Here is a 26,774-nt window from a genome sequence, read left to right on the forward strand (position 1 = left end):
GCGCATCCTACGCGGTCGACGTAGGGTGCGCTGTACGCACCGACACGACTGCAGGCTTAGACGCGGAAGCGGCTGACCATGGCCTGCAACTGACCGCCCAGACGGGCTAGTTCGGCACTGGAGGCAGCGGTTTCTTCGCTGGCGCTGGCAGTTTGTTCGGAGATGTCACGCACGCTGATCACGCTGCGGCTGATCTCTTCGGCCACGGCGCTCTGCTCTTCGGCGGCCGCCGCGATCTGCTGGTTCATCGACTGGATGTTGGACACCGCCTGGGTGATGCTGGCCAGCGACACACCGGCCTTGCGGGTCAGCTCGACGCTGCTGTCGGTGATGTCGCGGCTGGTGCGCATCGCCGCTGCCACCTGCTGAGTACCACTCTGCAAGCCGGCGATCAGCGCTTCGATTTCCTCAGTGGACTTCTGCGTACGCTGGGCCAGGCCGCGCACTTCATCGGCCACCACGGCAAACCCACGACCGGCCTCACCGGCCCGCGCCGCCTCGATGGCAGCGTTGAGCGCCAGCAGGTTGGTCTGCTCGGCCACCGACTTGATCACGTCCATCACGCTGCCGATCTTGTCGCTTTCCTGCTGCAGGCCAGTCATGGCCTCGGAGGAACGCCCCACTTCGGCAGCCAGACGCTCGATCTGCGACACCACCTGAGCTACCACCTGATCACCCTGACGCGCTTCGGCATCGGCAGCGGTCGCGGCATCGGAGGCCTGCTCGGCATTGCGCGCCACTTCCTGCACGGTGGCGGACATTTCATGCATGGCCGTGGCCACCTGATCGGTTTCCTGGCGCTGATGATTGGCACCCGCGCTGGTCTGCTCGGTCACGGCGGAAAGCTGCTCGGCAGCGCTGGCGATCTGCGCCACGCCATCGCGAATGCCGCTGATCAGCTCTCGCAGGGTGCCGGCCATCTGCGCGATGCCCTGCTGCAACATGCCCAGCTCGTCACGACGCGTGATGCGCGCCGACTCGGTCAGGTCGCCATCGGCAATACGCTGCACGGCGCCTAGGGTGTCCTGCAGCGGACGCGTGATCTGGCGCGTGATCAGCCAGGCTGCCAACACACCGAACAGCAGCGCCAGCAGCACGGCGATGATCTGCCAGGTGCGCGCCTCGGCGCTCTCGATGGCCAGACGCTCGATCTGGAACTTGTACAGGGTGTCACTGATGCGGACGATCTCGGTCTGCTGGTCGGTCATTTCCTGACGGGTGCGGGCGATATCGGCCGTGGCGCCCTTGAACGCCTGCACGGTCTGCTCGAACTGCGCCAGGGCCGCCTCGATACGGCGTACGGCTTCTTGCTGGGTGCTACCAAAAACCTGCTCCAGGGTATCCAGGCTGGCACGGGCCATGGCGATACGCTCGGACAGCGCCTGTTCGATTTGGGCATCGGGGGCGCTGTCATAACGTTCAAGAGATAGCGCAGGCGCAACAATTCGCCATGCGTAGCGGTCAGCGCCTGCAGTTGCGGGAAGCGATTGGCGTCGTATTCCGGCAGCTGTTCGATACTGCGCCGCATCGTGGCCAGCAGCTCACTCAATTGCTGGTCTTCGACAGCGACCTGATCACGCACCTTGGCCGCTACTGCGTAGGCGGCGCGCATGCCGGCCAGAGAGCGCTGGTAGTCCTGGTTATAGCGGTCCTGCTCCTGCAGCAGCTTGACGTTCACTGGATTGGTGAAGGTGCCGAGCAATTTTTTCTGCTGCTGCAGATAGATGTCGAGGTTGGTCAGCAAACGCTCGGTGCTGGGGGCATCGCCCTTGGCCAGCATGAACTGCAGACGGGCGATCCGCAGATTGGTCAGCGTGGCGTTCAGTTGCGTAATTTCGCTCATCCAGCTGCTGCGCTGGATAACGCTGCCCAGGCCGCTCCAGGCAGTCCAGGCCAGCGCCAGGGTCAACGCCAGCACCAGGCCGAAGCCGAGAGCAAGCTTGCGGGTCACGCTGAGATTAGCGAACCAGGTGTTCATAAAAATTCTCCAACTGCGGATGTTTCAGGTTTAGCTGGAGAATTTTTTTTATTGACGCCAGCACAATGACATTACCTGACGTCACAGGCGTCCAACGCGGCACAGATTTTAAGTCGATCCGACAATCGGCAGCGACGCGTTTCAGTCCAACAGCTGCAGTGCCTCGGCGCTGCATTGCTGGATACGCGCCCAGTCGCTGTTTTCCACCCATTCGCGCTGGAACATCCAGGTACCGCCGACACACATGACGTTGGGCTGCGCCATGTAGCGCTGCAGGTTATCCAGGGTGATACCGCCGGTCGGGCAAAACCGCACGCCAGCGAACGGCCCGGCCAGCGCCTTGAGCGCCGCCACCCCGCCGCACACCTCGGCGGGGAACAGCTTGAAGCGGCGATAGCCCAGGGCGTAGCCGATCATGATCTCCGACGCACTACTGATGCCCGGCAACAGTGGCAGCGGATTGTCCAGCGCGGCCAGCAGCAGCTCGCGGGTACTGCCCGGGGTGACGATGAACTGCGCCCCAGCATCCGTGGCGGCGGCCAGCATGTCCTCGTCCAGCACGGTGCCGGCACCGACACACAGCTCAGGACGCTCGGCGCGCAGACGACGGATCGCCTCCAGGCCGTGCTCGGAACGCAGGGTCACCTCCAGCACGCGCAGGCCACCGGCAGCCAGCGCATCGGCCAGCGGCAGGATGTCCGCCTCACGGGCGATGGTGATCACCGGCATGATCCGTGCCTGGGCGCAGATGCGGTCGATCTCGGCGATTTTGTCGGCCATGCGCGCGCGCTGGCCTTGGTCGAGGCTGGTCATGTCAGGGGCACCAATAGATTTCGAGAGGGGAATGCAGGAAGGCGCGGATCGGCATGCGCGCCACCTCGCCGGGCGCCAGCGCCTCGGCCAGGGTGGCCAGCTTGGCCTGGCCCTGGATCGCAAGCAGCGGCAGGCGCGCGCCGGCCAGCAGCGGCAGGGTCAGGGTCAGGCGCTGTGCGGGCTGGCTCGGCGCCTGCATCGGCAATACCCGGCGCGAGCAGTCGGCGCGTAGCGCCAGATCGAGATTGGGGCTGTCCGGGAACAACGAGGCGGTGTGGCCGTCGTCGCCCATGCCGAGCACCAGCACGTCGATCGGCGGCAGTTCGGCAAAGGCCGCATCGGCCAACTCGGCCGCCTGCTCCAGGCTACCGGCGACCCGGTACAGGCCGAGGAACTTCGCCTCGGAGGCCGCGCCACGCAGCAGATGACGGCGCACCAGCGCCTCGTTGCTGCTGGCGTGATTGACCGGCACCCAACGCTCGTCGGCCAGGCTGACCCGCACCTGCGCCCAGGGCAGATCCTGCTGCGCCAGCGCCTCGAAGAACGACACCGGACTGCGCCCGCCGGACACCACCAGGGTCGCCTGACCGCGAACGGCGATGGCCTCACGCAAGGCATCAGCCACGCGCACGGCCAGCGCCTGAGCCATTGGTCCGGCAGCGTCATGCGTACAGGCCCGGACGCCTGGCGGCAGTTGCAGTTCAGAGATCGCCATACCAGCTCCTGCCATCACGGGTGATCAAGGCAACCGACGCCATCGGGCCCCAACTACCGGCGGTATAGGGTTTCGGCGCCTCGCCGAGCTGCTTCCAGCCGGCGATCAGCTGATCGCACCACTGCCAGGCATATTCGATTTCGTCCTTGCGCACGAACAGGTTCTGGTTGCCGCGCATCACTTCCAGCAGCAGACGTTCGTAGGCATCGGGGATGCGCGCGCTGCGGTAGGTATCGGAAAAACTCAGTTGCAGCGGACCACTGCGTAGCTGCATACCCTTGTCCAGGCCCTGATCCTTGGTCAGCACCTGCAGGGCGATACCCTCGTCCGGCTGCAGGCGGATGATCAGCTTGTTGCCGATCAGCTGGCGTTGCTCCGGGGCGAAGATGTAGTGCGGCGGCGCCTTGAAGTGGATGACGATCTGTGACAGCTTCTGCGGCATGCGCTTGCCGGTGCGCAGGTAGAACGCCACGCCGGCCCAGCGCCAGTTGCGGATGTCGGCACGCAGGGCGACGAAGGTTTCGGTGTCGCTCTGAGTGTTGGAATTCTCTTCTTCCAGATAGCCGGGCACCGGCCGACCGTCGCTGCTGCCGGCCACGTACTGGCCGCGCACCACGCGCTGGCCAAGCTGTTCGGCGCTGATCGGCTCCAGAGCCTTGAGCACCTTGACCTTCTCGTCGCGGATGCTGTCGGCGGACAGGTCGCTGGGCGGGTCCATGGCGATCAGGCAGAGCAACTGCAGCAGGTGGTTCTGGATCATGTCGCGCAGCTGGCCGGCCTGGTCGAAATAGCCCCAACGCCCCTCGATGCCGACCTTCTCGGCCACGGTGATTTCCACGTGGGAGATGTGGTTCTGGTTCCACTGGGTTTCAAACAGGCTGTTGGCGAAGCGCAGGGCGATCAGGTTCTGCACCGTCTCCTTGCCCAGGTAATGGTCGATGCGATAGACGCGGTTCTCCGCGAACACCTGCGCCACCGCATCGTTCACCGCACGCGAAGAGGCCAGGTCGTGGCCGATGGGCTTTTCCAGCACCACCCGGCAGCGCTCGGCCAGGCCCACCGCGGCCAGGTTGGCGCAGATGCCGCCATATACCGAGGCTGGCGTGGCGAAGTAGGCGATCAACTGATCCTGCGGGCTGACCTGCTCGAGCAGCGCCGAGTAGTCCTCGGCCTTGAGAAAGTCCATGGTCAGGTAGCTCAGACGCGCCAGGAACCGCGCCATGTCGGTTTCCGTCAGCTCCTTGGCTGGCACATGCAGGCGCAACGCCTGCTCGATGGCACGCAGGTGGTCGCTCGGCTCGCCCGCTTCACGGGCCAGGGCGAGAATGCGCGTGGCATCGTGTAGCAAACCAGCGCGATCAAGCTGGTAAAGCGCGGGAAACAACTTGCGCAAGGCCAGATCGCCCAGCGCTCCGAACAAGGCAAAGGTGCAGGATTCAAGCTTTATCGCGGGCATGGAGTTTGTTCTTTTATCAAGATGCACTAGAAATACCGGGTGATACTGCTTTTATCAAGGAAAAATGTTGTGATAGCAACAACATCATTCACTGCATCCGATAAGTCAGTGGTGACCTTGAGGCGGCATCAGTAGGATAGGCCGGTTGTTTTACCGCCCATCGCCTGTCGCCAAGCCCGTTCAACCGCCTGTTAGGAGCCCTTATGGACCGCGTGCGCAACCTGCTGGAACAGATCCAGAGCCGCCTGGACGACCTGAACAAGGCCGAACGCAAGGTCGCCGAAGTGATCCTGCACGACCCGCAGCAGGCCACGCGCTTCAGCATCGCCGCACTGGCCCAGGCGGCGGGTGTCAGCGAGCCGACGGTCAACCGTTTCTGCCGCTCCTTCGGTGCCAACGGCTACCCGGAACTGAAGATGCAGCTGGCGCAGAGCCTGGCCAGCGGCGCCGCCTACGTCAGCCGTGCGGTATCGGCCGACGACGGCCCCGAGGCCTACACGCGCAAGATCTTCGGCAGCACCATCGCCTCGCTGGACAGCGCCTGCCAGAGCCTCGACCCGCAGCACATCAGCCGCGCCGTCGACCTGCTGATCCAGGCGCGGCAGATCCATTTCTTCGGCCTCGGCGCCTCGGCCTCGGTGGCGCTCGACGCGCAACACAAGTTCTTTCGCTTCAACCTGGCGGTGTCAGCGCATTCCGACGTGCTGATGCAACGCATGATCGCCTCGGTGGCGCACACCGGCGATCTGTTCGTGATCATTTCCTACACCGGGCGCACCCGCGAGCTGGTGGAAGTGGCGCGTCTGGCCCGCGAGAACGGTGCATCGGTGCTTGGCCTCACCGCTGCCGGCTCGCCGCTGGCCAGGGCCAGCACCCTGAGCCTGGACATTCCACTGCCGGAAGACACCGACATCTACATGCCGATGACCTCGCGCATCATCCAGCTCACCGTGCTCGACGTGCTCGCCACCGGCGTCACCCTGCGCCGCGGCGTCGACTTCCAGCCGCACCTGCGCAAGATCAAGGAGAGCCTCAGCGCCAGCCGCTACCCGGCGGACGAAGAGCCGCTCTAGGGCTTTTGTAGGAGCCAGCTTGCTGGCGATCGGTTCTATCGACACTCCTTGGAAAAGCATCGCCGGCAAGCCGGCTCCTACAGTTCTGCTGCGCTGGACGCTTCTGGTAGGCTTGCCGGCTTTTCCGAACCTGCCAGGAAATCTGCCATGCAAGCACTGATTGCCCTCAGCCGTTTTATCGGCAACACCTTCGCCGTCTGGGTGTTGCTGTTCGCCGTCATGGCATTCTTCCAGCCCAGCTGGTTCCTGCCGCTGACCGCCTGGATCGTGCCGCTGCTCGGGCTGATCATGTTCGGCATGGGCCTGACCCTCAAGGGCGCGGACTTCCAGGAAGTCGCCCGCCGCCCGCTGGCCGTGCTGCTTGGCGTGCTGGCTCAGTTCATCATCATGCCCGGCACCGCCTGGCTGTTGTGCCAGGCATTCGCCCTGCCGCCGGAAATCGCCGTGGGCGTGATTCTGGTGGGCTGCTGCCCAGGCGGTACCGCCTCCAACGTGATCACCTGGTTCGCCCGTGGCGACCTGGCGCTGTCGGTGTCGATCACCGCCGTCACCACCCTGCTCGCCCCCATCGTCACCCCGGCACTGATCTGGCTGCTGGCCTCGGAATGGCTGCCAGTATCGTTCAGCGCCATGTTCATCTCCATCCTCAAGATGGTGCTGCTGCCCATCGCTTTGGGCCTGATCGCCCAGCGCCTGCTCGGCGAACGAGTTAAGACCGCGGTCGAGGTGCTGCCGCTGATTTCCGTGGTGAGCATCGTCGCCATCGTCGCTGCGGTCGTCGCCGCCAGCCAGGGCAAGATCGCCGAATCCGGCCTGCTGATCATGGCCGTGGTGATCCTGCACAACGGCATCGGCCTGGGCCTGGGTTACCTGGCCGGGCGCCTGTTCGGCATGTCGCTGGCGCAGCGCAAGACGCTGTCGATCGAAGTCGGCATGCAGAACTCCGGCCTCGGTGCCGCGTTGGCCAGCGCACACTTCAGCCCGCTGGCCGCCGTGCCCAGCGCCCTGTTCAGCGTCTGGCACAACCTGTCCGGCCCGCTGCTGGCGACCCTGTACCGCCGCATGGGCCAGAACGCCAAGCACAGCGCAGACTGACTCAGCATCTCGCACCAATCCGGGGCGCCTTGCCCCGGACGCGCCAATGTGCACAATAATGGCGCACGCGAGGACGACCTCCACACCCTGAGCCCAGGGTGGCTCATCCGGGGACGGCCCCTTCAGCCACTGGAGGTGACTATGTCCTGGATCATTCTGTTTCTCGCCGGCCTGTTCGAGGTCGGCTGGGCCATCGGCCTGAAATACACCGAAGGCTTCACCCGCCCATTGCCAACGGCGCTGACCGTCTGCGCCATGTTGGTCAGCCTGGCCCTGCTCGGCCTGGCCATGAAGGAACTGCCGCTGGGTACCGCCTACGCCATCTGGACCGGCGTCGGCGCCGTGGGCACGGTGATCGCCGGCATCATCCTGTTCGGCGAATCCATGGCGCTGCTGCGCCTGGCCAGCGTCGCGCTGATCGTCTGCGGGCTGATCGGTCTCAAGCTGAGCCACTGAAAAAGCCGGAATCCAGCTTCGTGGGAGGCGCTTTAGCGGCGAATCGCGGCTGCAACTGCAGGGATGCAGGAGGTAGAGCGAAGCAGGATGCCCGAGCCGAAAGCCCCTCCCACATGGTTCAAGTCAACGCCAATCCCCACGCAAGGCCGCCACCTGCGCCTGCAACGCCTCGCGCTTGGCCTGCTCCGGCGCAATCGGCGTTCCCGCCACCAGGCACACCCGCGACCACAGGCGCTTGAACAGCCCTTTGTGCGGGTCGCGACTGAAGAAGCTGCCCCACAAGCCCTGCAGCGCCATGGGAATCACCGGCACTGGGTTCTCTTCGAGAATGCGCTCGACGCCCGACCTGAACTCGTCAAGCTCACCATCAGCGGTCAACTTGCCTTCGGGGAAGATGCACACCAGCTCGCCATTGCGCAGGTACTCGGCGATCTTCCTGAACGCCGCGTCGTAGATCAGCAGATCCTCGTTGCGCCCGGCAATCGGCACGGTGCCGGCGGTGCGGAAAATGAAATTGAGCACCGGCAGGTCGTAGATCTTGTAGTACATGACGAAGCGCACCGGCCGCCGCACCGCGCCACCGATCAGCAGCGCATCGACGAAGGACACGTGGTTACACACCAGCACCGCTGGCCCCTCGTCGGGAATCGCGTCGAGGCCCTTGTGCTCGACCCGGTACATCGAATGCCCCAGCAGCCAGATGAGAAAGCGCATGCTGAACTCGGGGACGATCTTGAAGATGTAGCTGTTGACCGCGATGTTCATCAGCGACACCACCAGAAACAGCTGCGGAATCGACAGCCCGGCGACGCTCAGGAACAGGATCGCTGCAATGGCCGACGCCACCATGAACAGCGCATTGAGGATATTGTTGGCCGCGATCACCCGCGCCCGCTCGTGCTCGGCGGTGCGCGACTGGATCAGCGCATACAGCGGCACGATATAGAAGCCACCGAACAGACCGATGCCGAGGATGCAGCCGAGAATCCACCAGGCCTGACCGTAACCCAGCAGCGCCAGCCAGTCATGCGGCGCAGCGCCCTGCGGGAAACCGCCGGAGAACCACCACAGCAGCATGCCGAACAGGGTCAGGCCGATGGAGCCGAACGGCACCAGGCCGATCTCCACCTTGTGCCCGCTCATGCGCTCGCAAAGCATCGAGCCCAGGCCGATACCCAGCGAGAACACGGTGAGAATCAGCGTCACTACGCTCTCGTCACCGTACAGCCACTCCTTGGCGTAAGCCGGAATCTGCGTCAGGTAGATCGCGCCGAGAAACCAGAACCAGGAGTTGCCCACCAGCGAGCGCGACACCGCCGGACGCTGGCCCAGGCCAAGCTTCATGATGGCCCAGGACTGACGAAAGATGTTCCAGTCCAGCGGCAACTCAGGCATCGCCGCCGACGCCCTGGGAATACCCAGGCTGGCTAGGTAGCCAAGCAGCGCCACAGCCACCACCGAACCGGCGACGATGGGCGCATAATTGCTGCTGGCCATCATGATCCCGGCGCCGATGGTGCCAGCCAGAATCGCCAGGAACGTACCCATCTCCACCAGGGCGTTGCCGCCCACCAGCTCCTGCTCCCTGAGGTGCTGCGGCAGAATCGAATACTTCACCGGGCCAAACAGCGCCGACTGCGTACCCATGGCGAACAACACGACAAGCATCAGCGGCAGGTTGTCCAGCAGCACCCCGACGGCACCGGCGAGCATGATCAGGATCTCGGCGAACTTGATCTTGCGGATCAGCGCGTCCTTGGCGAACTTCTCGCCAAACTGGCCGCCGAGGGCGGAGAACAGAAAGAATGGCAGGATGAACAGCAAGGCACAGAGATTGACCAGCAGATCGCGGTCGGCGCCCGTGTTGAGCTTGAAGAGGATGGCGAGAATCAGCGACTGCTTGAAGATATTGTCGTTGAAGGCGCCGAGCAATTGCGTCACGAAAAACGGCAGAAAGCGCTTCTTGCCGAGCAGGGCGAACTGCGATTGTTGGGTCATCGTCCATGGTCCTCGCGGGGGTAGATTTACCCGCACAGGCATTTGACTGCAAATCCCCCCACGAAAGCCACAGGGCAAATACGAGCGCCTTGGCTAAAGCGACTTCGTGGGAGGTGATGCTGTTCATCTAGGGCCGCGAGCGCTTAGCCCCCCCTCTCCCATTCATGGGAGAGGGGCTGGGGGAGAGGGCTGAAAATAGCAGCAAAACCGCCGACTTCCCCTATTCGAACGCGGCCCGCCCTTCCCCCAAAGGGGCCAGGGGACTATTCACGCTCCACCATTTCTTATGTGAACAGCATTACCTTTGTGGGAGGGGCTTTAGCCGCGACTGCATCTGCACAAAGCTCGCCGCTGAAGCGCCTCCTACAACGCGCGCGCCACAGAACGCAACGCAAAAAAAACGGCAGCCCAATCGGGCTACCGTTCTCGAACTCGGAGAAAACGTCAGTGCCCTCGCACTGACTACAACCTCACCTGCACTCCCTGGGGAATGCCAGCGCAGTCTGACAAAAGCCAGCCTCAGCGTCCGTTTAGCTTTGTTACCTGCCTGCAAAGAAATGTAAACGGCAGATGACTGCACGGTCCGCCGCGCGGCACAATCGCGCCCATGAACGCTCACCACCCCGCCTGCTGTAGCCCTCTCGACACGCACAACCCGCTGCCCCGCGTACTGCCCGGCGCGCAGCTGATCAGCACCCGTTTCGACCCAGCCCTGCTCGCAGAAGATGACTTCGCTCGCTGCGATATCGCCCCGGTGCGCGGCGTCGCCAAGCGCCAGGCCGAGTACCTGGCCGGACGCCTATGTGCCCGCGAGGCACTACGCCGCGTGACCGGCCAGCCCAGCGTGCCAGACGTAGGTGAAGACCGCGCGCCGCAGTGGCCACGCGGCGTGGTCGGCTCCATCACCCATGGCGCCAACTGGGCTGCTGCATTGGTCGCCCAGCGTGAGCATTGGCGCGCGCTAGGCCTGGACGTCGAGCGCCTGCTGCCCGCAGAGCGCGCCCAGCGTCTGCAGGGCGAAATTCTCACTCCCGCCGAACTGCAGCGCCTGCAAAACCTGGACAACAAGACCCGCGCCGCGCGCATCAGCCTGACCTTCTCGCTCAAGGAGAGCCTGTTCAAGGCGCTCTACCCGTTGACCCTGACGCGCTTCTATTTCCATGACGCCGAGTTGCTGGAAATGGACCACGACAGCGCACGCCTGCGCCTGCTGATCGACCTGCACCCAGACTGGCGCACGGGCGCCGAGCTGGATGGCCAGTTCGCGCTGTTCGATAACAAGGTGCTGAGTCTGGTGGCCGTGGCGGCGTGATCACGCAACACAACAGCATTGATGGATAACCCGGTGCGCGCGGCGCACCCTGCAAAGCCGGCGGCGGTCACGGCGCAGACCGGATTTCATGCGAGCTGGATAGAGCTATCGCGGCTGAAGCCGCTCCTACAGACGCCCACAGGTCCCGTGGGAGCGGCTTCAGCCGCGATGCTTTTGGCCGAGCTCAATCGCCCCGGATTGCATCCGGCTACAGCGCAGGCAAAAAATCGGTGCGCACAGCGCACCAGGTCCAGCACACAGTCGCGCCCTACTCCCCCTGCTGCCGTGGCCACACCAGGCTGAAACGCGCACCGCCCAGGCTGTCGCTGCGGCTGATCTGCGCACGCCCGCCATGCCAGTAAATGATGCGGCGCACGATGGACAGTCCCAGACCATGCCCACCAGAGGCCCGCGTGCGGCTGTCATCAAGGCGCAGGAAAGGGCTGAACAGACGCTCCCAGGCCTCCTCCGGCACGCCAGGCCCATCATCTTCGACATCGATACGGCAGCGCTTGTAGCCCACCTCACAACTGATCAGCACCTTGCCCTCGGCGTAGCGCATGGCGTTGCTCACCAGATTCTGCAACGCGCGGTGCAGGTAGCGCGGCTCGGCCTCGACCCAGCAGGCGCCATCCCCCTGCACACTGAGCACCGCGCCACATTCCACGCGCACCTTGTTGCTCAGCGGCGCCAGCTCGTCGATCACCTGATCGATCAGCGCCTTGAGTTCCACCTGCTGGAAGTTCAGCGCCGGCGAACCCTGCTCCAGACGCGCGTAGGTCAGCATCTCGTCGACCAACTTGTCGAGGTCCTGAATATCGCTGTCCATGCCGTCCATGTACTTGCGCCGGGCACTTTCGTTCGGCGCGTCGGCAATCATCTCCAGGCCGAAACGCAGGCGCGCCACCGGCGTGCGCAGTTCATGGGACACCGCACGCACCAGCTCGCGCTGCGTGCTTAGGGAGGTCTGCAGGTGCTCGGCCATGGCGTTGAAGCTGCTGGCCAGGCGCCCCACCGAGTCCGCACCACGTGTCGGTACGCGGGCATCCAGGCGGCCGCTGGCGATATGCGTAGCCGCGCTTTCCAGCGCACGCAGGCGCTGCTCCAGCGAGCGCACCAATAGATAGACGATCAACCCGATCAGGCTCAGGCCCAGCGCGCCGATCAGCACCAGCAGTTGCGGCGGATAGGGGTTCATCTGGTACAGCGGGCCGATTTCCAGTACCCAGGGTGTATCGACGATGCCGGAGAACACATAGATGGAGTCGCCGCCCTTGCCCAGCGCCATCACCGTATCGCCCTCATCGATACGCCGCCGCTGGTCGAGGTCGAGGGTGGCGTCCTCGAGCCGCACCAACTGCAGGTTGAAGCCGAACTGCTTGGCCGCCTTCAGTTCAGCCAGGCGCTGCGGCTGCTCATGCACCGGGTAGCGCACCAGTTCGTCGATCAGCAGGTAGTTGGTGGCCCGCGCCAACTGCTCGCTGATCTGCTGGATCTCGCCAGTCAACAGCAGCGGCTGCTTGCCATCGAGCAGGCCATAGACCCTGGCCGAGTGCGGGCCGGTCTGCTGCACCAGCACGTGGCCGCGCTGCAGCCGGTTGCGCTCGCTGCTTTCCAGCGCCACCTCGCTCAGGGCCTGCAGTTCCAGCGGGATGCCAAGCAAGCGCGACCACACCACCAGGGCGCGTTTGCGCTCCACCTCGTTCATCGGCAGCAGATTGTCCGCCATCAGGCGGAAGGTGCCGCGCGCCAGGCCTTCGCGGTATTGGTCGCCGCGCACCTCGTTGACCAGGTGCAGGGTACCGACGCCCAGCAGCGCCACCAGCACCAGCGCGGCAAGCATGCCGCCATAGATGCGCAGGAAGATCGAGTTCATGGCCGTCCGATCAATCGCGCAGAATCGGCGACGCATCACCGAACGGCAGCGCCTCGGCGGCCTCGGCGACGAACAAGTAGCCTTTGCTGCGCACCGTCTTGATCATCCGCGGGTGCATCGGGTCATCACCGATCTTCGGACGGATACGCGAGATGCGCACGTCGATGGAACGGTCCTGGCCGTCGTACTCGATACCGCGCAGGGAATTGAAGATCTCCTCGCGCGACAGAATGCGCCCGGCATTGGCCGCCAGCAGCCAGAGCAGATCGAACTCGGCGCTGGTCAGCTCGATGCCCTGCTCGCCCAGCCAGGCTTCGCGCATGGCGCTGTCGATGGCCAGCGCGCCGAACTGCAGACGCCGTGGCTGACCCTCGTCACGCTCACTCTCGCCGCCCTCACGGCGGCGCAGCAGCGCACGAATGCGCGCCAGCAGCACACGCGGGCGCACCGGCTTGCACACGTAGTCATCGGCGCCCATCTCCAGGCCCAGCACCTGATCCATATCGTCGGTACGCGCGGTGAGCATGAGGATCGGCCCCTTGTAACCGCTGCGCACCTTGCGGCAGATGCTCAAGCCATCTTCACCCGGCAGCATCAGGTCGAGAATCACCAGGTGCGGCTGCTCGGCGAGAATCCGCGCCGCCGCACGCGCGCCATCGGCTTCGATGGCCACTCGCAGGCCGTTGCCCTCCAGATATTCGCGGGTCAACTGCGCCAGGCGCTGGTCATCCTCGACGATCAGAATCTGCCACGCTTCTTGTTCCACACCCTTTCCTCTTCGCATAGCGGCAAGTGCCGCAAACACCGCCGCCATTCTAGGGGCTGAGCGCGTCTCGGCGCGAGCGACAAACCAGCGCCCAGACCTGGCACCTGGTTAAGCACAGCACATGCCAAAAACACTATATATAGTGGTAGTCTGTGCGCCGCCGAACAGCTTCGCCACATTGCTGCAAACCTTCCGCCAGGAGCGACGAACGGTCATTAGCAGCCAGAGCCAGAGAACACGCGGGCTACGCTGTTAACACCCACAAGGCACTCACAGCTTATCCACAGGCTGTGCTTTTTCTAGCGCCTTGCAATGCCTCCAACAGCGCACTATCTTGTATCCCTATTGCACGGCACCCACCAGATGTTGGGTTACTGCAGAAAACGGGACACAAAAAGAACGAATCGCGCAAGCCCTTTTCACAGGGTTTTCCAGATATCCCGGCTAACCGTTTCGCCCTAACCCAGGACTGGCCTGGGTTACAGCCGCGCAGCAACGCCAGACGTTGCGTGTGAGCCGGTCAGACAGCGGTCTTATCCGCAAGTCGACCACTATATGTAGTAGGCGGGGCGTGGTAATGCCCCGCTGTGACTTATGCGCCAGGACGGCACTTGAAGTCGTGTCCACCCTGCCCGCTCTTGCGACACCCCGTACCCGGCCCCGCTGCCGCGTGCGGCTCAGTTGTTAACAGGCCGTTGAAAAACGTAGGCGAGGCAGGCAAGACAAGGCAAAAACGACCGAAAAAGCGCAGTTTACGTGTTGTAAATGAGCATTTTGAGGTCGTTTTTAACGCAGGATTGCCAACGCAGGTAGTTTTTCAACCGCCTGCTAATGGAATGAACGGCGGACAGGGCACAGTTTCTAATCGTGACGTCCAACCAAAAATTACAGAACACGGAGATCTCCATGCATACCGACACTACTCGCGAGAACCCGCAGGCCGTGGCGCCGCAGGCCGCTGAATCCTCCCAGGATCTGGCTGCCACCGCCCCCGGCCAACTGCGTGTGATCAAGCGCAACGGCACTGTCGTCCCCTACACCGATGACAAGATCACCGTCGCCATCACCAAGGCCTTCCTCGCAGTAGAAGGCGGCACCGCCGCCGCCTCGTCGCGCATCCACGATACCGTTGCGCGCCTGACCGAGCAGGTCACTGCCACCTTCAAGCGCCGCATGCCGTCCGGCGGCACCATCCACATCGAAGAAATCCAGGACCAGGTCGAACTGGCCCTGATGCGCGCCGGCGAGCAGAAAGTCGCCCGCGACTACGTGATCTACCGCGAAGCCCAGGCCAACAAGCGCAAGAGCGCCAATGCCGGCAGCGACATCGCCCAGCCGCACCCGAGCATCCGCATCACCACCGCTGGCGGTGAACTGCAGCCGCTGGACATGGGCCGCCTGCAGACCATCATCCGTGAAGCCTGTGAAGGCCTGGCCGAAGTCGATGGTTCGCTGATCGAGCGCGAAACCCTGAAGAACCTGTACGACGGCGTGGCCGAGAAGGACGTCAACACCGCTCTGGTGATGACCGCCCGTACCCTGGTCGAGCGTGAGCCGAACTACAGCTACGTCACCGCCCGCCTGCTGATGGACAACATCCGCGCCGAGGCCCTGAGCTTCCTCAACATCACTGCCAGCGCCACTCACCACGAGATGGCCGACCTGTACGCCAAGGCCCTGCCGGCCTACGTGGAAAAAGGCGCCGAGTTCGAGCTGCTCGACCCGAAACTCAAAGAGTACGACCTGGAGAAACTGGGCAAGGCGCTGAACCACGAGCGCGACCAGCAGTTCACCTACCTGGGCCTGCAGACCCTGTACGACCGTTACTTCATCCACAAGGACGGCATCCGTTTCGAACTGCCGCAGGTGTTCTTCATGCGCGTGGCCATGGGCCTGGCCATCGAAGAGCCGAAGAACCGCGAAGACCGCGCCATCGAGTTCTACAACCTGCTGTCCTCGTTCGACTACATGGCGTCGACCCCGACCCTGTTCAACGCCGGCACCCTGCGTCCGCAGCTGTCGTCGTGCTACCTGACCACCGTGCCGGACGACCTGTCGGGCATCTATGGCGCCATCCACGACAACGCCATGTTGTCGAAATTCGCCGGCGGTCTGGGTAACGACTGGACGCCGGTGCGCGCGCTGGGCTCCTACATCAAGGGCACCAACGGCAAATCCCAGGGCGTCGTGCCCTTCCTCAAAGTGGTCAACGACACCGCCGTGGCGGTCAACCAGGGCGGCAAGCGCAAGGGCGCGGTCTGCGCCTACCTGGAAACCTGGCACATGGACATCGAGGAATTCCTCGAGCTGCGCAAGAACACCGGTGACGACCGTCGTCGTACCCACGACATGAATACCGCCAACTGGATTCCGGATCTGTTCATGAAGCGCGTCTTCGAAGACGGCAAGTGGACCCTGTTCAGCCCGTCCGAAGTACCGGACCTGCACGACCTCACCGGCAAGGCCTTTGAAGAGCGCTACGAGTACTACGAAGCCCTGATCGAGTACGGCAAGATCAAGCTGTACAAGACCATCCAGGCCAAAGACCTGTGGCGCAAGATGCTCTCGATGCTGTTCGAGACCGGCCACCCATGGCTGACCTTCAAGGACCCGTGCAACCTGCGCAGCCCGCAGCAGCACGTGGGCGTGGTACACAGCTCCAACCTGTGCACCGAGATCACCCTGAACACCAACAAGGACGAGATCGCCGTCTGCAACCTGGGTTCGGTCAACCTGGTCAACCACATCAATGACGGCAAGCTGGACACCGAGAAACTCAGCCGCACCGTGAAGACCGCGGTGCGCATGCTCGATAACGTCATCGACATCAACTACTACAGCGTGCCGCAGGCGAAGAACTCCAACCTCAAGCACCGTCCGGTCGGCCTCGGCCTGATGGGCTTCCAGGACGCCCTGTACCTGCAGCACATCGCCTACGGCTCCGACGCTGCCGTCGAGTTCGCCGACAAGTCGATGGAAGCCATCAGCTACTACGCCATCCAGGCCTCCTGTGACCTGGCCGAAGAGCGCGGCAGCTACAGCACCTTCGAAGGCTCGCTGTGGAGCAAGGGCATCCTGCCGCTGGACTCGCAGCAGATCCTGATCGAAGCCCGTGGCCAGAAGTACATCGACGTCGACCTGTCCGAGTCGCTGGACTGGGCGCCGATCCGCGAGCGCGTGAAGAAAGGCATTCGTAACTCGAACATCATGGCCATCGCGCCGACCGCGACCATCTCCAACATCATTGGCGTGTCGCAGTCCATCGAGCCGACCTACCAGAACCTCTACGTGAAATCGAACCTCTCCGGCGAATTCACCGTGATCAACCCCTACCTGGTGCGCGACCTGAAAAATCGCGGCCTGTGGGACCCGGTCATGGTCAACGACCTGAAGTACTACGACGGTTCCGTGCAGCAGATCGAGCGCATCCCGCAGGATCTGAAAGACCTGTACGCCACCGCCTTCGAAGTGGAAACCAAGTGGATCGTCGACGCCGCCAGCCGTCGCCAGAAGTGGATCGACCAGGCTCAGTCGCTGAACCTGTACATCGCCGGCGCCTCGGGCAAGAAGCTCGACGTGACCTACCGCATGGCCTGGTACCGTGGCCTGAAAACCACCTACTACCTCCGTGCCCTGGCCGCCACCAGCACCGAGAAGTCCACCATCAACACCGGCAAGCTCAACGCAGTTTCCGCTGGTGGTGACGAAGGTTTCTCGGCCAAGGCCCAGGCGCCTGCCCAGCAGGCCGCCCCGGCCCCGGCGCCAGTACCAAAGGCCTGTGCCATCGACGAACCAGACTGCGAAGCCTGTCAGTGAAGGCTTTCGCGTGGATCTGAGCGGCGCCCGCGTCGTTGCCAGGTAGGCCGGCCCCCATCACGTACTGAAGTACGCTCAGGGGCTCCGACCTACCAGGCGCCTAGCGCTCACTCGCTCAGCTACACGCTCGAAGGTTGGATGAAAAGCTAGAGCAACACACCGATCGATCCCCTCTCCCGCTTGCGGGAGAGGGTTAGGGAGAGGGCAAGCGGTTCGGCTTGTATATGTGGGAGGGGCTTTAGCCGCGACCCAAAGCCCGAGCAGAACCGCCAACCCTCCCCCCAAAATTCCCGCCCCTCCCCCGGGTCGAGGGGCAACGGTCAGCCAGCAATCCACCGCCTGCTGACCAGTGGTACCCGTTTTACCCTTGCGCGCATCACGCAACGGAACATAATTCAAATTATCTGTATATCCATACAGGCCGGTTTATTCACCGGCCCTCACGCAGGAGCCAAGCCATGCTGAGCTGGGATGAATTCGACAAGGAAGACGGCGCAGAAGCAGCCGTCGCAAGCAACGCCAACGCACAGAGCGCCGGCACCAATTTCGACAAGCTCGACAGCGAAGCTGCCGGCTCGGTCGAGCAGGCCCGCGCCGTCGACGCCAACGACTCCGACGCCGTGGCCCGCGCCAAGAAAGCCCTGAACGACCTCGACATCCAGGAAGGCCTGGACGACCTCGAAGGCGCCTCCGCGCGCGTACAGGTCGGCGACAAGCAGATGATCAACGCCCGCGCCGACCTCAACCAACTCGTACCCTTCAAGTACGACTGGGCCTGGCAGAAGTATCTGGATGGTTGCGCCAACCACTGGATGCCGCAGGAAGTGAACATGAACGCCGACATCGCGCTGTGGAAATCCACAGACGGTCTCAGCGAAGACGAGCGCCGCATCGTCATGCGCAACCTCGGCTTCTTCTCCACCGCCGACAGCCTGGTGGCCAATAACCTGGTCCTGGCCGTGTACCGCCTGATCACCAACCCCGAGTGCCGCCAGTACATCCTGCGCCAGGCCTTCGAGGAAGCGATCCACACCCACGCCTACCAGTACTGCATCGAATCGCTGGGCATGGATGAAGGCGAGATCTTCAACATGTACCACGAGATCCCGAGCGTCGCGAAGAAGGCCTCCTGGGGCCTGAAGTACACCCGCTCGATCTCCGACCCGCAGTTCCAGACCGGCACCCCGGAAACCGACCGCCAGTTCCTGCGTAACCTGATCGCCTACTACTGCGTACTGGAAGGCATCTTCTTCTATTGCGGCTTCACCCAGATCCTCTCCATGGGCCGCCGCAACAAGATGACCGGCACCGCCGAGCAGTTCCAGTACATCCTGCGTGACGAGTCCATGCACCTGAACTTCGGCATCGACGTGATCAACCAGATCAAGATCGAGAACCCACACCTGTGGGATGCCCAGATGAAGGACGAAGCGACCCAGATGATCCTGCAGGGCACCCAGCTGGAGATCGAATACGCACGTGACACCATGCCGCGCGGCGTACTGGGCATGAACGCCGCGATGATGGAGGACTACCTCAAATTCATCGCCAACCGCCGCCTGACCCAGATCGGCCTGAAGGAAGAGTACCCAGGTACTACCAACCCCTTCCCGTGGATGAGCGAGATCATGGACCTGAAGAAGGAGAAGAACTTCTTCGAGACCCGCGTGATCGAGTATCAGACTGGTGGGGCGTTGAGCTGGGATTGATGGCCCATTGAAATCACGATAGATTCAACCTACACCTGCCAAGGATGTTGGGGTTGAAACTTAAGAGAAGCCCCGCCTAATGCGGGGCTTTTTATTGAGAATAAAATGGCTGACCTAACAAATAAACTTTCAAGCAAATATTCTGAAAAAAACCGCTACAACAACTTTGGCCCATGCATTCGAAAGGTTTACATAGATGGGTTTCGAGGTATCAATAAGGTAGAACTGACGCTAGACTTCCCCATAACGGCCATCTCTGGATTAAATGGTGCAGGAAAGAGCACGTTAGGACAACTAGCAATTTGCGGATATAGAAAACCCAGCACTGCCACAGAATATAAACGCCATTACATAAAAGACTTTTTCCCAATCTCACCTGCCGACCCAAAGCCGATATCTGACGATGCCAAAGTCGTATTCCACTACGAAACAGATGACCATAAAAAGACACAAGAAGTAACTATCTCTCGAGTAAACTCAGCATGGTCAGGCTACAAGCGACAACCGGAACGCCACTGTTACTACGTGGGGTTTACAGTTTACATACCCAAGGTAGAAAGACGCGATCTCAGCGTATATGGCGGAAGAGAGCTTAAATTCACAGAAAAAAGAGAAATAGACAAAGAAGTCATAAAGAAAATGGCCAGAATAATAGGCCACAAATACGACGACGTAACCTTCCAAGGTGTTTCACACAAAGATAAAACCTCTGAAATTGGAATAGCTTCACGTCTAGGCTACTCATACTCTGAAAATAACATGGGCTTTGGCGAAGGCCGGATTCTTTACACAGTTGATAAATTGGAAAACTCACCAGAACAGAGTCTTTTCATTTTAGAAGAACCAGAAACATCTCTACACGAGAGTGCCCAGCATGAATTTACAAAGTACCTCATTGATGTATGCCAAAGACGCCACCATCAAATAATCTTATCCACACACTCTAGCGTAATACTCAACGCTTTACCTCCAGACGCAAGAAAGTTGATAACTAGAGACGCGAATGGAGTAGAAGTCAGAAATAAAATATCGGCCTGCCATATCCGAGCCATCCTCTCGTCAGGCCACGTCAGAAACTTGGACATTTGCGTCGAAGATATTTTTGCAAAGATACTTCTAACAGAAGCCATACGAACAAAAAGAAAAGACATTCTAAAAGCTATTGCCATACATGACATAGGAGATAAAGATGCAGTTAGAGAAGCTGTCCATGTCCTAAACAAGACAGGAAAAAAATCTATTGCCGTCCGAGATGCCGATGTAGGCCAAGACATAAAAAACCACCTTCTATCATTCCCCGGAAGCCGCCCTCCGGAAGTAGAGGTATTCACTCACCCAGTTGTCAGCTCTGCAATAAAAGAAAAGTACGGTATTGATATAAACTGGATACTTGAACGTGACGATATCAGCGATCACCATAAAATCGCCAAGCACGTAGCCCAAGAAGCAGAGACAGAAGAGGAGGTTATTCGCAGCTTTGCGATAGAGAAATATATAGGCGAAATATCAACAGAATTTGACGATCTAATTTTTCAGATCCAGAAATACCTTTAAGCCCAATATACAAGGTAATCGGGGACCACGATTTACCGGCGTCACTCATGCACCTTTTCGCCCTTACGGCGAGTCACTTGACTCGCTTCGCTCGCCCTTCGGGCCAGCCTGCGGCTGTTACTCCGCTTCGCTCCGTTTCTCTTTACTCGCGCAGAAAGTAACCAAAGAGAAAGCGCGCCCGGCATCCGGGTTTCGCTGCGCTCAACTCCCCTCGCTCCGGCGCTGTTCCGAGGGTCGTCGCGAAGGGCCATCCCTGGCCCATCACTCCTCGTTTGGCATCCATGCCAAACGCCCCTCTCCACAGCACCTCCACTCGGCCTCCTGACGGGATTCGGGGACCGCGGTGTTTGAACGTGTTGTGGAAGGCAGAGCAAAAAAGCAAAAGCAGAGCTTAAAGCGAGAGCATTGCGGCCAAGCCGCAATGCTCTCGCTCTGTTTGGTGCTGGATCGCCGATCTCACAGACGACGCCAAACGCCCCGTCAGGAGGCCGAGTGGAATCGTTGTGTAAGGGGTTGAGCGGCATGGATGCCGCGAGAGCCGCGATGGGCCAGGGATGGCCCTTCGCGGCGTGCCCCTGGAACGACGATGGAGCGAGGGAACCCGACGAAGTCGGGCCGGATGGCAGGGGCACAGACCTTTTGCTTACTTTTGGGGCGTCTGCCAAAAGTGAGCCGCTGTAAGAGCGGAACCGGTATCGGCAACAACGTAGAAGCGGCGGGTTCACGCCGAAGGGAAGTGAGCCGGCTACCACCGCAATGGTGGATGGAAAAAGCGTCATCCACCCTACGCCTGCCGAAACGTTGGAGCTATCGAGCTGCCATGGTTGTTGATAGAAAAACACTGCAGCACACTGAGGCTTCATCGTAAGGAGACGACACCAAATGCCGGACACGCCCAGCCCGTCTGGAATGACAAAAGTCACCCCGGTTACCTGTCCGTCATCCAACGCCTCCTGCAATTCTGGCGCTCGAATGGCTGGCCCGTCCTTCACGTAAAACACGATGAAAAGACACCCACGTCGAGCTATTACGTTCACGGCCCCTGGAATGGCATCAAACAGGAAGTCGCGCCGATAGAGGGCGAAGCCGTCATCATCAAGAATGAAAACTGCGCGTTCATAGGCACCCACTTGGATGCCACGCTGAAGGGAATGAACGCAAATCGCATCGTGCTGACGGGCGTTGTGATCCATAACAGCATGGATGCCACCGTCCGCGCAGGCAAAGCGCTCGGGTACAGCATCATCCTCCCGTCAGATGCCACAACCGCCGTACCTGTAACAGGGCCAGGTGGAACCCGCTGGGAAGCCTCGACCGTGCACGAGCTGACGTTGGCCATACTGGGCGCCGAATATGCTGAGGTCATGTCATCAGACGATGTGATTGCACGACTCAGCGAGTAACCCGGACGCCGTATCCAACGGTGGATGAAGAAAGTGTCATCCACCCTGCGCACCGCTTGGATTGCCCTCCACTGACCGCCTTGCGCCAATCTCAGGGAAAGTCGGCCGGCTCAGCCTCATGGGCCTTGTGCAGCAGCTCGATGAACGGCCTTGCCTCAGCGAGCATATGAGCGGCGATGGCAGTGACCGGAATCCCCGGTGTCCATGAGTTCATCACGGCCGCCCCAGAGAGCTCTTTCACCCGCTCGAGCGTGATGACTTCACAACGCTGGGGCATGCCGAGGCGGGCAAGTTGACGCTGAACCATGCCCATCATGGTGCCTTTGAGCATCTCGGCCTCAGGCCAGATCACCGTCTCACCATCCCAGAACGCCAGGTTCCAGATCGTGGCCTCACTCAGGTGCCCACGTTGATTGACGAAGGCCGCATCATCGAAACCCTCACGTATGGCCTGGTGCAAGTAATAGGTCTTGCCGATTTCACCGACATGCTTGATTGCCGCCAGCGGCCTCTCATGCTCGATGACACTCAAGCACAACGGGCCTTGCGGCCCATCGGACGGTGCGGCTGTGCGTACGAACACGGCAGGCTCAACCTCCATGCTGGCGGCCGTGAACTCGCCGTGAGGTGAAAAGACGGTGACGGTCAGTGACTGGTCGCTCGTGCCTTCTTCGACCGCGGTGCGAATGTATGACCGTAGCAACGCTTCAGCAGGCGCACGGTTGAAGAGTTTCAGAGAGGCATCGCGCAGACGCTGCAGGTGAAGATCCAGCCCCTTGATTCTGGAGTGTCTGACCTGCATCGCGGTGAAGTGGGCAAAACCGGCGAAAGCCAACGGGTTCAGCGGTGAAGCGCTGACGGGTTGTCCATCGATGTAGGACGACCGGGACGTATTCCGATGCTGGAACCGCCACTTCTTCCTGAACGGAAGTGGGAGAGGGCGGCGTCGCGCAGCCAGCCGTCAGGACGGCCAGCAGCAGGAAACTGCGGTAGGGAAGGGCGGCGTGCATGGTGCGGCTCTCGGCAAGGTCGAGCCGAGACCATCGCCATTCTGCGAAGCCGCATCAGCAAACAAAGGGAATTGGCGTGTTGCCGGTTTTTATGCCGCCCCACACTCGACGAGAGTGGCGATGTGCTGATCTGTTTCCGCAACCCTTCTGCCATACACTTTGACCCACAAGCGCTTGGTAGTCTGCAACTTGCTCGACGTGGACAATGATGCATTGCGCGAATTAACGAAGGTGGCGCAGTTCAACGGCACCCCGGCGGGGCAGACGGGGCTGGAGAAACTGCAGAAGCGGCTGGCGCAGCGAATCGCCGCTTGATCCTGAGTACACGGCTGGCGGCGCGGCAGGCTGAACTATCGCCTTTCGATAAAGCCGATACGACGATGACCGATGCGGGCGAGAAGATAGCTCAGCCTATCGCTGTTGCAGCTGCTCAAACAGGTCGGTCAGCCAGCTGGGACGGGATGTGTTCTGCTCATCTTTACCGAAGAAGGCATCCAGAATGTAGCGATTCTGCTCCTGGCCAGTTGAAGCAGTAGCCATGCGCCCAGACTTGCCGATCACGTCGTCCAGTGTGATACCCGCCGCCGCACCTTTTTCGGTTACGGCCCAGACGCCGTTGACATTGGTAATGTCCGGCTCGAAGGGCTTGAGCTTCACGTCCTCGGAGGCGCTCAGGACGATGTTGTCCTTGATGCTGATGACCGGGGTATAGGTAGCGTATTGGCTACCGAGCGAAGAGTGTGTCGCGCCTTCGGCGGAAAACTTCGTCACCATCTGTTCGAGGAAACCCAGGTCGCTGGTATTGCTCAACGCGCCATAGCCTGGATCGAGGATATGGCGCAAGAAGCCCTGATCAATACGAGTACTGCCGATCGCCGATCCATTCAGGATGCTTGAAGCGGTGGCAGTGTCCTTATCGTTGAAGCTGACCGTGAGTTGGTGCCCTTGGGCGTCGTAGTTGTGACCGTTATTGAAGTTCGAGCGCAACCGCCCATTGTCGTGCTGACGGTAGTCGCCAAGCTCTTCGGCCAGGCGATCCACATAGGTCAGATCGGCGCCTTCGTCCTGCGCATAAGCGTACATGTCCGACAGCAAGGCACGATCTTCGTAGGTGAGGAAGTCGTAAGCGCTGCGACCGATGTTGTTGGCACTCATGCCTTGGGCGCCGTTGGCTACCGCAGGCTCTTTCCCGCCGAACAGGCGGGAAACCATGAGATCGTAGCCATTACTGGCGGGGCCGGCTGTCGATGCCGTGGTGTTGGCCGCGCTGGCGGACTGCGCAGCGGAGATGGATTGCGATGCCGTGGATGAAGAGGCGCTAACCTCCTCTTTGCCAGCGTGAGGCGCTGACGCGAACAACTGGTCGATCAGATTGGCAGGACTACTGCCCTTGCCCTCGGCCCGATGAGTCATGTAGTTGAAGTCGAGGTCGATCAGCTCTTGCAGACGAGAAGCATAGTCGTCCGGGTACTGCGCCTGCTCGATGGCGGGCAGCTCATTGTAGTAGGCAAGCACTTCTTTGAAGAAATTGGTCATCTTGCCGGTTCGGTTGTACTCGTCCATCGCCTGGGCTACAACCTTCTGACGCCATGCTTCCTCTTGGCTGTATGCCTCTGACCATGCGGCCCGCCGCTCGTTAACAGTGAAGCTGCCGCTGTCATCATAGGCAATCAGTGCCAATTGATCGCGGGACATCCCCTTGAAGGGATTGCTACCTGAACCGTTGACGAAGCTGGTAGCTTGTTTGGCACGGGCCAGCAGCTCAGGGTCGTCGGTATTGGGCACCTCAGCATCGTGCCGCTCCTGATTCAGGTAGTAATCGTAGCCAGTGATCTGATCAAGCTGTGCCGTAGCCTTCTGGCCCAGCTCCTTACGGCTGAGGCTGGCATCACGAGCCTCAGCATGCGCAGCCGCCTCACCCAATTGGCGAGCCAGGTTGGAGACCGTGCTGGTGCTGCCTGCGGGGGGCGTGGTACTGGTCTTGCCGTCGGCGGAAACATCCTGGGTTTGGCCCGCAGCACCAGTGGCATTGCCTGTCAGGCGACTGATTAGAGAGGTGTAGGTGGTGATGCCGATCATGGCGAGCCCTTCTGCTCAGTCCGTATCCGCCGCCTTGGCGGCAAAATCCTTGTCCCTATAGGGACCTTCGCCCAGCAGCTGTTCGATCAGGCTAGCCGCGCTGCCCTTGCCCCCGACCTGATGAGTCATGTAGTTGAAGTCGAGGTCGATCAGCTCTTGTAGACGGGAAGCATAGCTTTCTGGGTACTGCGCCTGCTCGATGGCGGGCAGCTCGTTGTAGTAGGCAAGCACTTCTTTGAAGAAATTGGACATCTTGCCGGTGCGGTTGTACTCATCATTGGCTTTGGCGATGACTTGCTGCTTCCATGCTTGTCGTTGGTCATAAGACTCCTGCCATGCGGCCTGCCGCTCGTTAACCGTGAAGGTACCGCTGTCGTCATAAATGACTAAGGTCAATTGATCCGGTGATAAGCCGGCAAAGGGGTTCTTACCCTGACCGTTGACGAAGCTGGTAGCTTGCTTGGCGCGAGCCAGCAGTTCGGGATCGTCCGTATTGGGTACCTCAGCGTCGTGTTTAGCTTTGTTTATGTAGTACTGGTCACCAATTATCTGATCAAGCTGTGCCGTGGCCTTTTGGCCCAGTTCCTTGCGACTGAGGCTGGCATCGCGGGTTTCAGCGCGTACCGCTGCTTCGCCCAACTGGCGGGCCAGGTTGGAAACGGTGATGGTGGGGCCGGTGCCTCCTGCTGGGATCGTGGCACTGGTCTTGCCGGCAGTGGAAACGTCCTGGGTTTGGCCCGTAGCAGTAGTAGCGCTGCCAGCCAAGCGGCTACCGGATAGGGATGTGTAGGTAGTAATACCGGCCATGACTGTTTCTCCATCGCCTCAGCTGCGGCTTGGCTTCATACAAACTTATAGTTCACAGCATTAACGGCTGCATAGCGGAAAGCTTTAGCCTCCGCATGCTCTGCAAACAAAGCGCAAGGAATACTTATGCACCCATGGTATCGTTGGACGCCGCCAGGTCAAATAGAACAAAAAAGGCGCCCGGGTCTCTCGTCAGTAACTATACGCTGTCGGCAACGATAGCCCTGGCAGTATTGCCGAAATGCTGGCCATTGTAGGTGTCCGGTGTGGCGGAGGAGTTTGGCATGACTTTTCCCTGTTTTGTCAAAGCTCTCGATGCCGCTGCAAACGTTCCCAGTGATGCGGAACATTACCGGGAACGCGCGCGGCTTTGCTGTTTATCTCATCGTGAATTCAACCGACCATGCATGGGTCGCGATATTGGTGGAGGTAATATTCGCCGTACAAATTGCCCCCCCCGCTGGGAGTGGCCGTCTTGTTCCACGTAGGAATCTTGACACCACCACTGCCCAGCATGTTGACGTAGGTAGTAGTAAAGACGCACTCCTTGCTGCCAATCTTGTAGCGGACGTTAGCGAAGTTCGCATCGGGAGAAATCAAACTCTGGACTTGATAGCTGTCACTGCCTCCCGCTGACACACTGCTATCCGGTTTCGGTGAGGCATTGGCATAAGTGCTCGTCTCATTGGCCGTGATAATCGTATAGACAGCGGCAGGCGTACCGGTGGCCCCGGCATGCTTGAAGGTAATCGTGACTGGCGGGCCGGCGTGGGCGGCGCCAGCAGCGGACAGTGCAGCGGTAGTAAGCAGAGCGAGCAGTGATTTACGTGTTTTCATGTTGTACATCTCCATATGAAT

General features: G+C 60.9%; 19 protein-coding genes and 1 pseudogene. 9 read left to right on the plus strand and 11 right to left on the minus strand.

Going from position 1 to position 26,774, the window contains the following annotated elements; translation table 11 throughout:
- Positions 1-56: 56 nt before the first annotated feature.
- The 4 genes and pseudogenes from N5J71_RS14290 to zwf all read right to left on the minus strand — a co-directional run bounded on the left by N5J71_RS14290 (position 57) and on the right by zwf (position 4,962).
- Positions 57-1,978, minus strand: a pseudogene (locus tag N5J71_RS14290) (methyl-accepting chemotaxis protein).
- Between the two features lie 141 nt (positions 1,979-2,119).
- Entirely contained in the window at positions 2,120-2,791 is a 672-nt protein-coding gene (locus N5J71_RS14295) for a bifunctional 4-hydroxy-2-oxoglutarate aldolase/2-dehydro-3-deoxy-phosphogluconate aldolase (RefSeq protein WP_084341123.1), read from the minus strand.
- A gap of 1 nt (position 2,792) precedes the next feature.
- Positions 2,793-3,506 carry a 6-phosphogluconolactonase gene (gene pgl / locus N5J71_RS14300; protein ID WP_074858532.1) on the minus strand — a complete coding sequence of 238 codons (714 nt, stop codon included), beginning with the start codon at positions 3,504-3,506 and terminating at the stop codon, positions 2,793-2,795.
- Entirely contained in the window at positions 3,493-4,962 is a 1,470-nt protein-coding gene (zwf, locus tag N5J71_RS14305; RefSeq protein ID WP_003462188.1) for a glucose-6-phosphate dehydrogenase, read from the minus strand. The genes pgl and zwf overlap by 14 nt, the downstream gene beginning before the upstream one ends.
- A 203-nt stretch (positions 4,963-5,165) precedes the next feature.
- Between zwf and N5J71_RS14310 the strand changes: the two genes are divergently transcribed.
- From N5J71_RS14310 to sugE, 3 genes are all read left to right on the plus strand, one after another.
- A complete protein-coding gene (locus tag N5J71_RS14310; RefSeq protein ID WP_074858535.1) occupies positions 5,166-6,035 on the plus strand; it encodes a MurR/RpiR family transcriptional regulator in 870 nt (289 codons plus the stop codon).
- Positions 6,036-6,182: 147 nt separating this feature from the next.
- The gene (locus tag N5J71_RS14315) at positions 6,183-7,130 is read left to right on the plus strand and encodes a bile acid:sodium symporter family protein (RefSeq protein ID WP_206407881.1); all 948 of its coding nucleotides are present in this window, start codon (positions 6,183-6,185) and stop codon (positions 7,128-7,130) included.
- A 141-nt stretch (positions 7,131-7,271) separates the two neighbouring features.
- A complete protein-coding gene (gene sugE, locus N5J71_RS14320; protein WP_279533640.1) occupies positions 7,272-7,586 on the plus strand; it encodes a quaternary ammonium compound efflux SMR transporter SugE in 315 nt (104 codons plus the stop codon).
- Between the two features lie 123 nt (positions 7,587-7,709).
- Here sugE and N5J71_RS14325 read toward each other — a convergent pair whose 3' ends face one another.
- A complete protein-coding gene (locus N5J71_RS14325; RefSeq protein WP_279917113.1) occupies positions 7,710-9,584 on the minus strand; it encodes an MFS transporter in 1,875 nt (624 codons plus the stop codon).
- A gap of 607 nt (positions 9,585-10,191) precedes the next feature.
- Here N5J71_RS14325 and N5J71_RS14330 point away from each other — a divergent pair.
- Positions 10,192-10,896, plus strand: a complete 705-nt coding sequence (locus N5J71_RS14330) for a 4'-phosphopantetheinyl transferase family protein (protein WP_055985048.1) — start codon at positions 10,192-10,194, stop codon at positions 10,894-10,896.
- 268 nt (positions 10,897-11,164) lie between these two features.
- On the opposite strand, the gene N5J71_RS14335 is transcribed toward N5J71_RS14330, so the two are convergent.
- Both N5J71_RS14335 and N5J71_RS14340 read right to left on the minus strand, forming a co-directional pair.
- Positions 11,165-12,772, minus strand: coding sequence for an ATP-binding protein (locus N5J71_RS14335; RefSeq protein WP_279917114.1), 1,608 nt, complete (start codon positions 12,770-12,772; stop codon positions 11,165-11,167).
- Between the two features lie 10 nt (positions 12,773-12,782).
- Entirely contained in the window at positions 12,783-13,538 is a 756-nt protein-coding gene (locus tag N5J71_RS14340; protein WP_074858547.1) for a winged helix-turn-helix domain-containing protein, read from the minus strand.
- 906 nt (positions 13,539-14,444) lie between these two features.
- Here N5J71_RS14340 and N5J71_RS14345 point away from each other — a divergent pair.
- The 4 genes from N5J71_RS14345 to N5J71_RS14360 all read left to right on the plus strand — a co-directional run bounded on the left by N5J71_RS14345 (position 14,445) and on the right by N5J71_RS14360 (position 22,020).
- Entirely contained in the window at positions 14,445-17,354 is a 2,910-nt protein-coding gene (locus N5J71_RS14345) for a ribonucleoside-diphosphate reductase subunit alpha (protein WP_279917115.1), read from the plus strand.
- Between the two features lie 458 nt (positions 17,355-17,812).
- Positions 17,813-19,063, plus strand: a complete 1,251-nt coding sequence (locus tag N5J71_RS14350) for a ribonucleotide-diphosphate reductase subunit beta (protein ID WP_055985058.1) — start codon at positions 17,813-17,815, stop codon at positions 19,061-19,063.
- A 105-nt stretch (positions 19,064-19,168) separates the two neighbouring features.
- Complete coding sequence (locus N5J71_RS14355; RefSeq protein WP_279917116.1) at positions 19,169-20,617, plus strand: ATP-dependent nuclease; 1,449 nt, start codon at positions 19,169-19,171, stop codon at positions 20,615-20,617.
- A gap of 851 nt (positions 20,618-21,468) precedes the next feature.
- Positions 21,469-22,020 (plus strand): isochorismatase family protein, encoded by a 552-nt coding sequence (locus N5J71_RS14360; protein ID WP_055986222.1) that lies wholly within the window; start codon positions 21,469-21,471, stop codon positions 22,018-22,020.
- Positions 22,021-22,111: 91 nt separating this feature from the next.
- Here N5J71_RS14360 and N5J71_RS14365 read toward each other — a convergent pair whose 3' ends face one another.
- A complete protein-coding gene (locus N5J71_RS14365; RefSeq protein WP_082469396.1) occupies positions 22,112-22,978 on the minus strand; it encodes an aminotransferase class IV family protein in 867 nt (288 codons plus the stop codon).
- 241 nt (positions 22,979-23,219) lie between these two features.
- Between N5J71_RS14365 and N5J71_RS14370 the strand changes: the two genes are divergently transcribed.
- On the plus strand, positions 23,220-23,345 hold the full coding sequence (locus N5J71_RS14370) for a hypothetical protein (RefSeq protein WP_255311657.1): 126 nt from the start codon (positions 23,220-23,222) through the stop codon (positions 23,343-23,345).
- A gap of 96 nt (positions 23,346-23,441) precedes the next feature.
- On the opposite strand, the gene N5J71_RS14375 is transcribed toward N5J71_RS14370, so the two are convergent.
- The 3 genes from N5J71_RS14375 to N5J71_RS14385 all read right to left on the minus strand — a co-directional run.
- Entirely contained in the window at positions 23,442-25,109 is a 1,668-nt protein-coding gene (locus tag N5J71_RS14375) for a hypothetical protein (RefSeq protein ID WP_236699082.1), read from the minus strand.
- A 15-nt stretch (positions 25,110-25,124) separates the two neighbouring features.
- Complete coding sequence (locus tag N5J71_RS14380) at positions 25,125-25,916, minus strand: hypothetical protein (RefSeq protein WP_033947703.1); 792 nt, start codon at positions 25,914-25,916, stop codon at positions 25,125-25,127.
- Between the two features lie 393 nt (positions 25,917-26,309).
- Positions 26,310-26,774: hypothetical protein (locus N5J71_RS14385; protein WP_424960573.1), on the minus strand; the 465-nt coding region annotated here is incomplete at its 5' end.

The organism is Ectopseudomonas oleovorans (assembly GCF_029845265.1).
Classification (GTDB): domain Bacteria; phylum Pseudomonadota; class Gammaproteobacteria; order Pseudomonadales; family Pseudomonadaceae; genus Aquipseudomonas; species Aquipseudomonas oleovorans.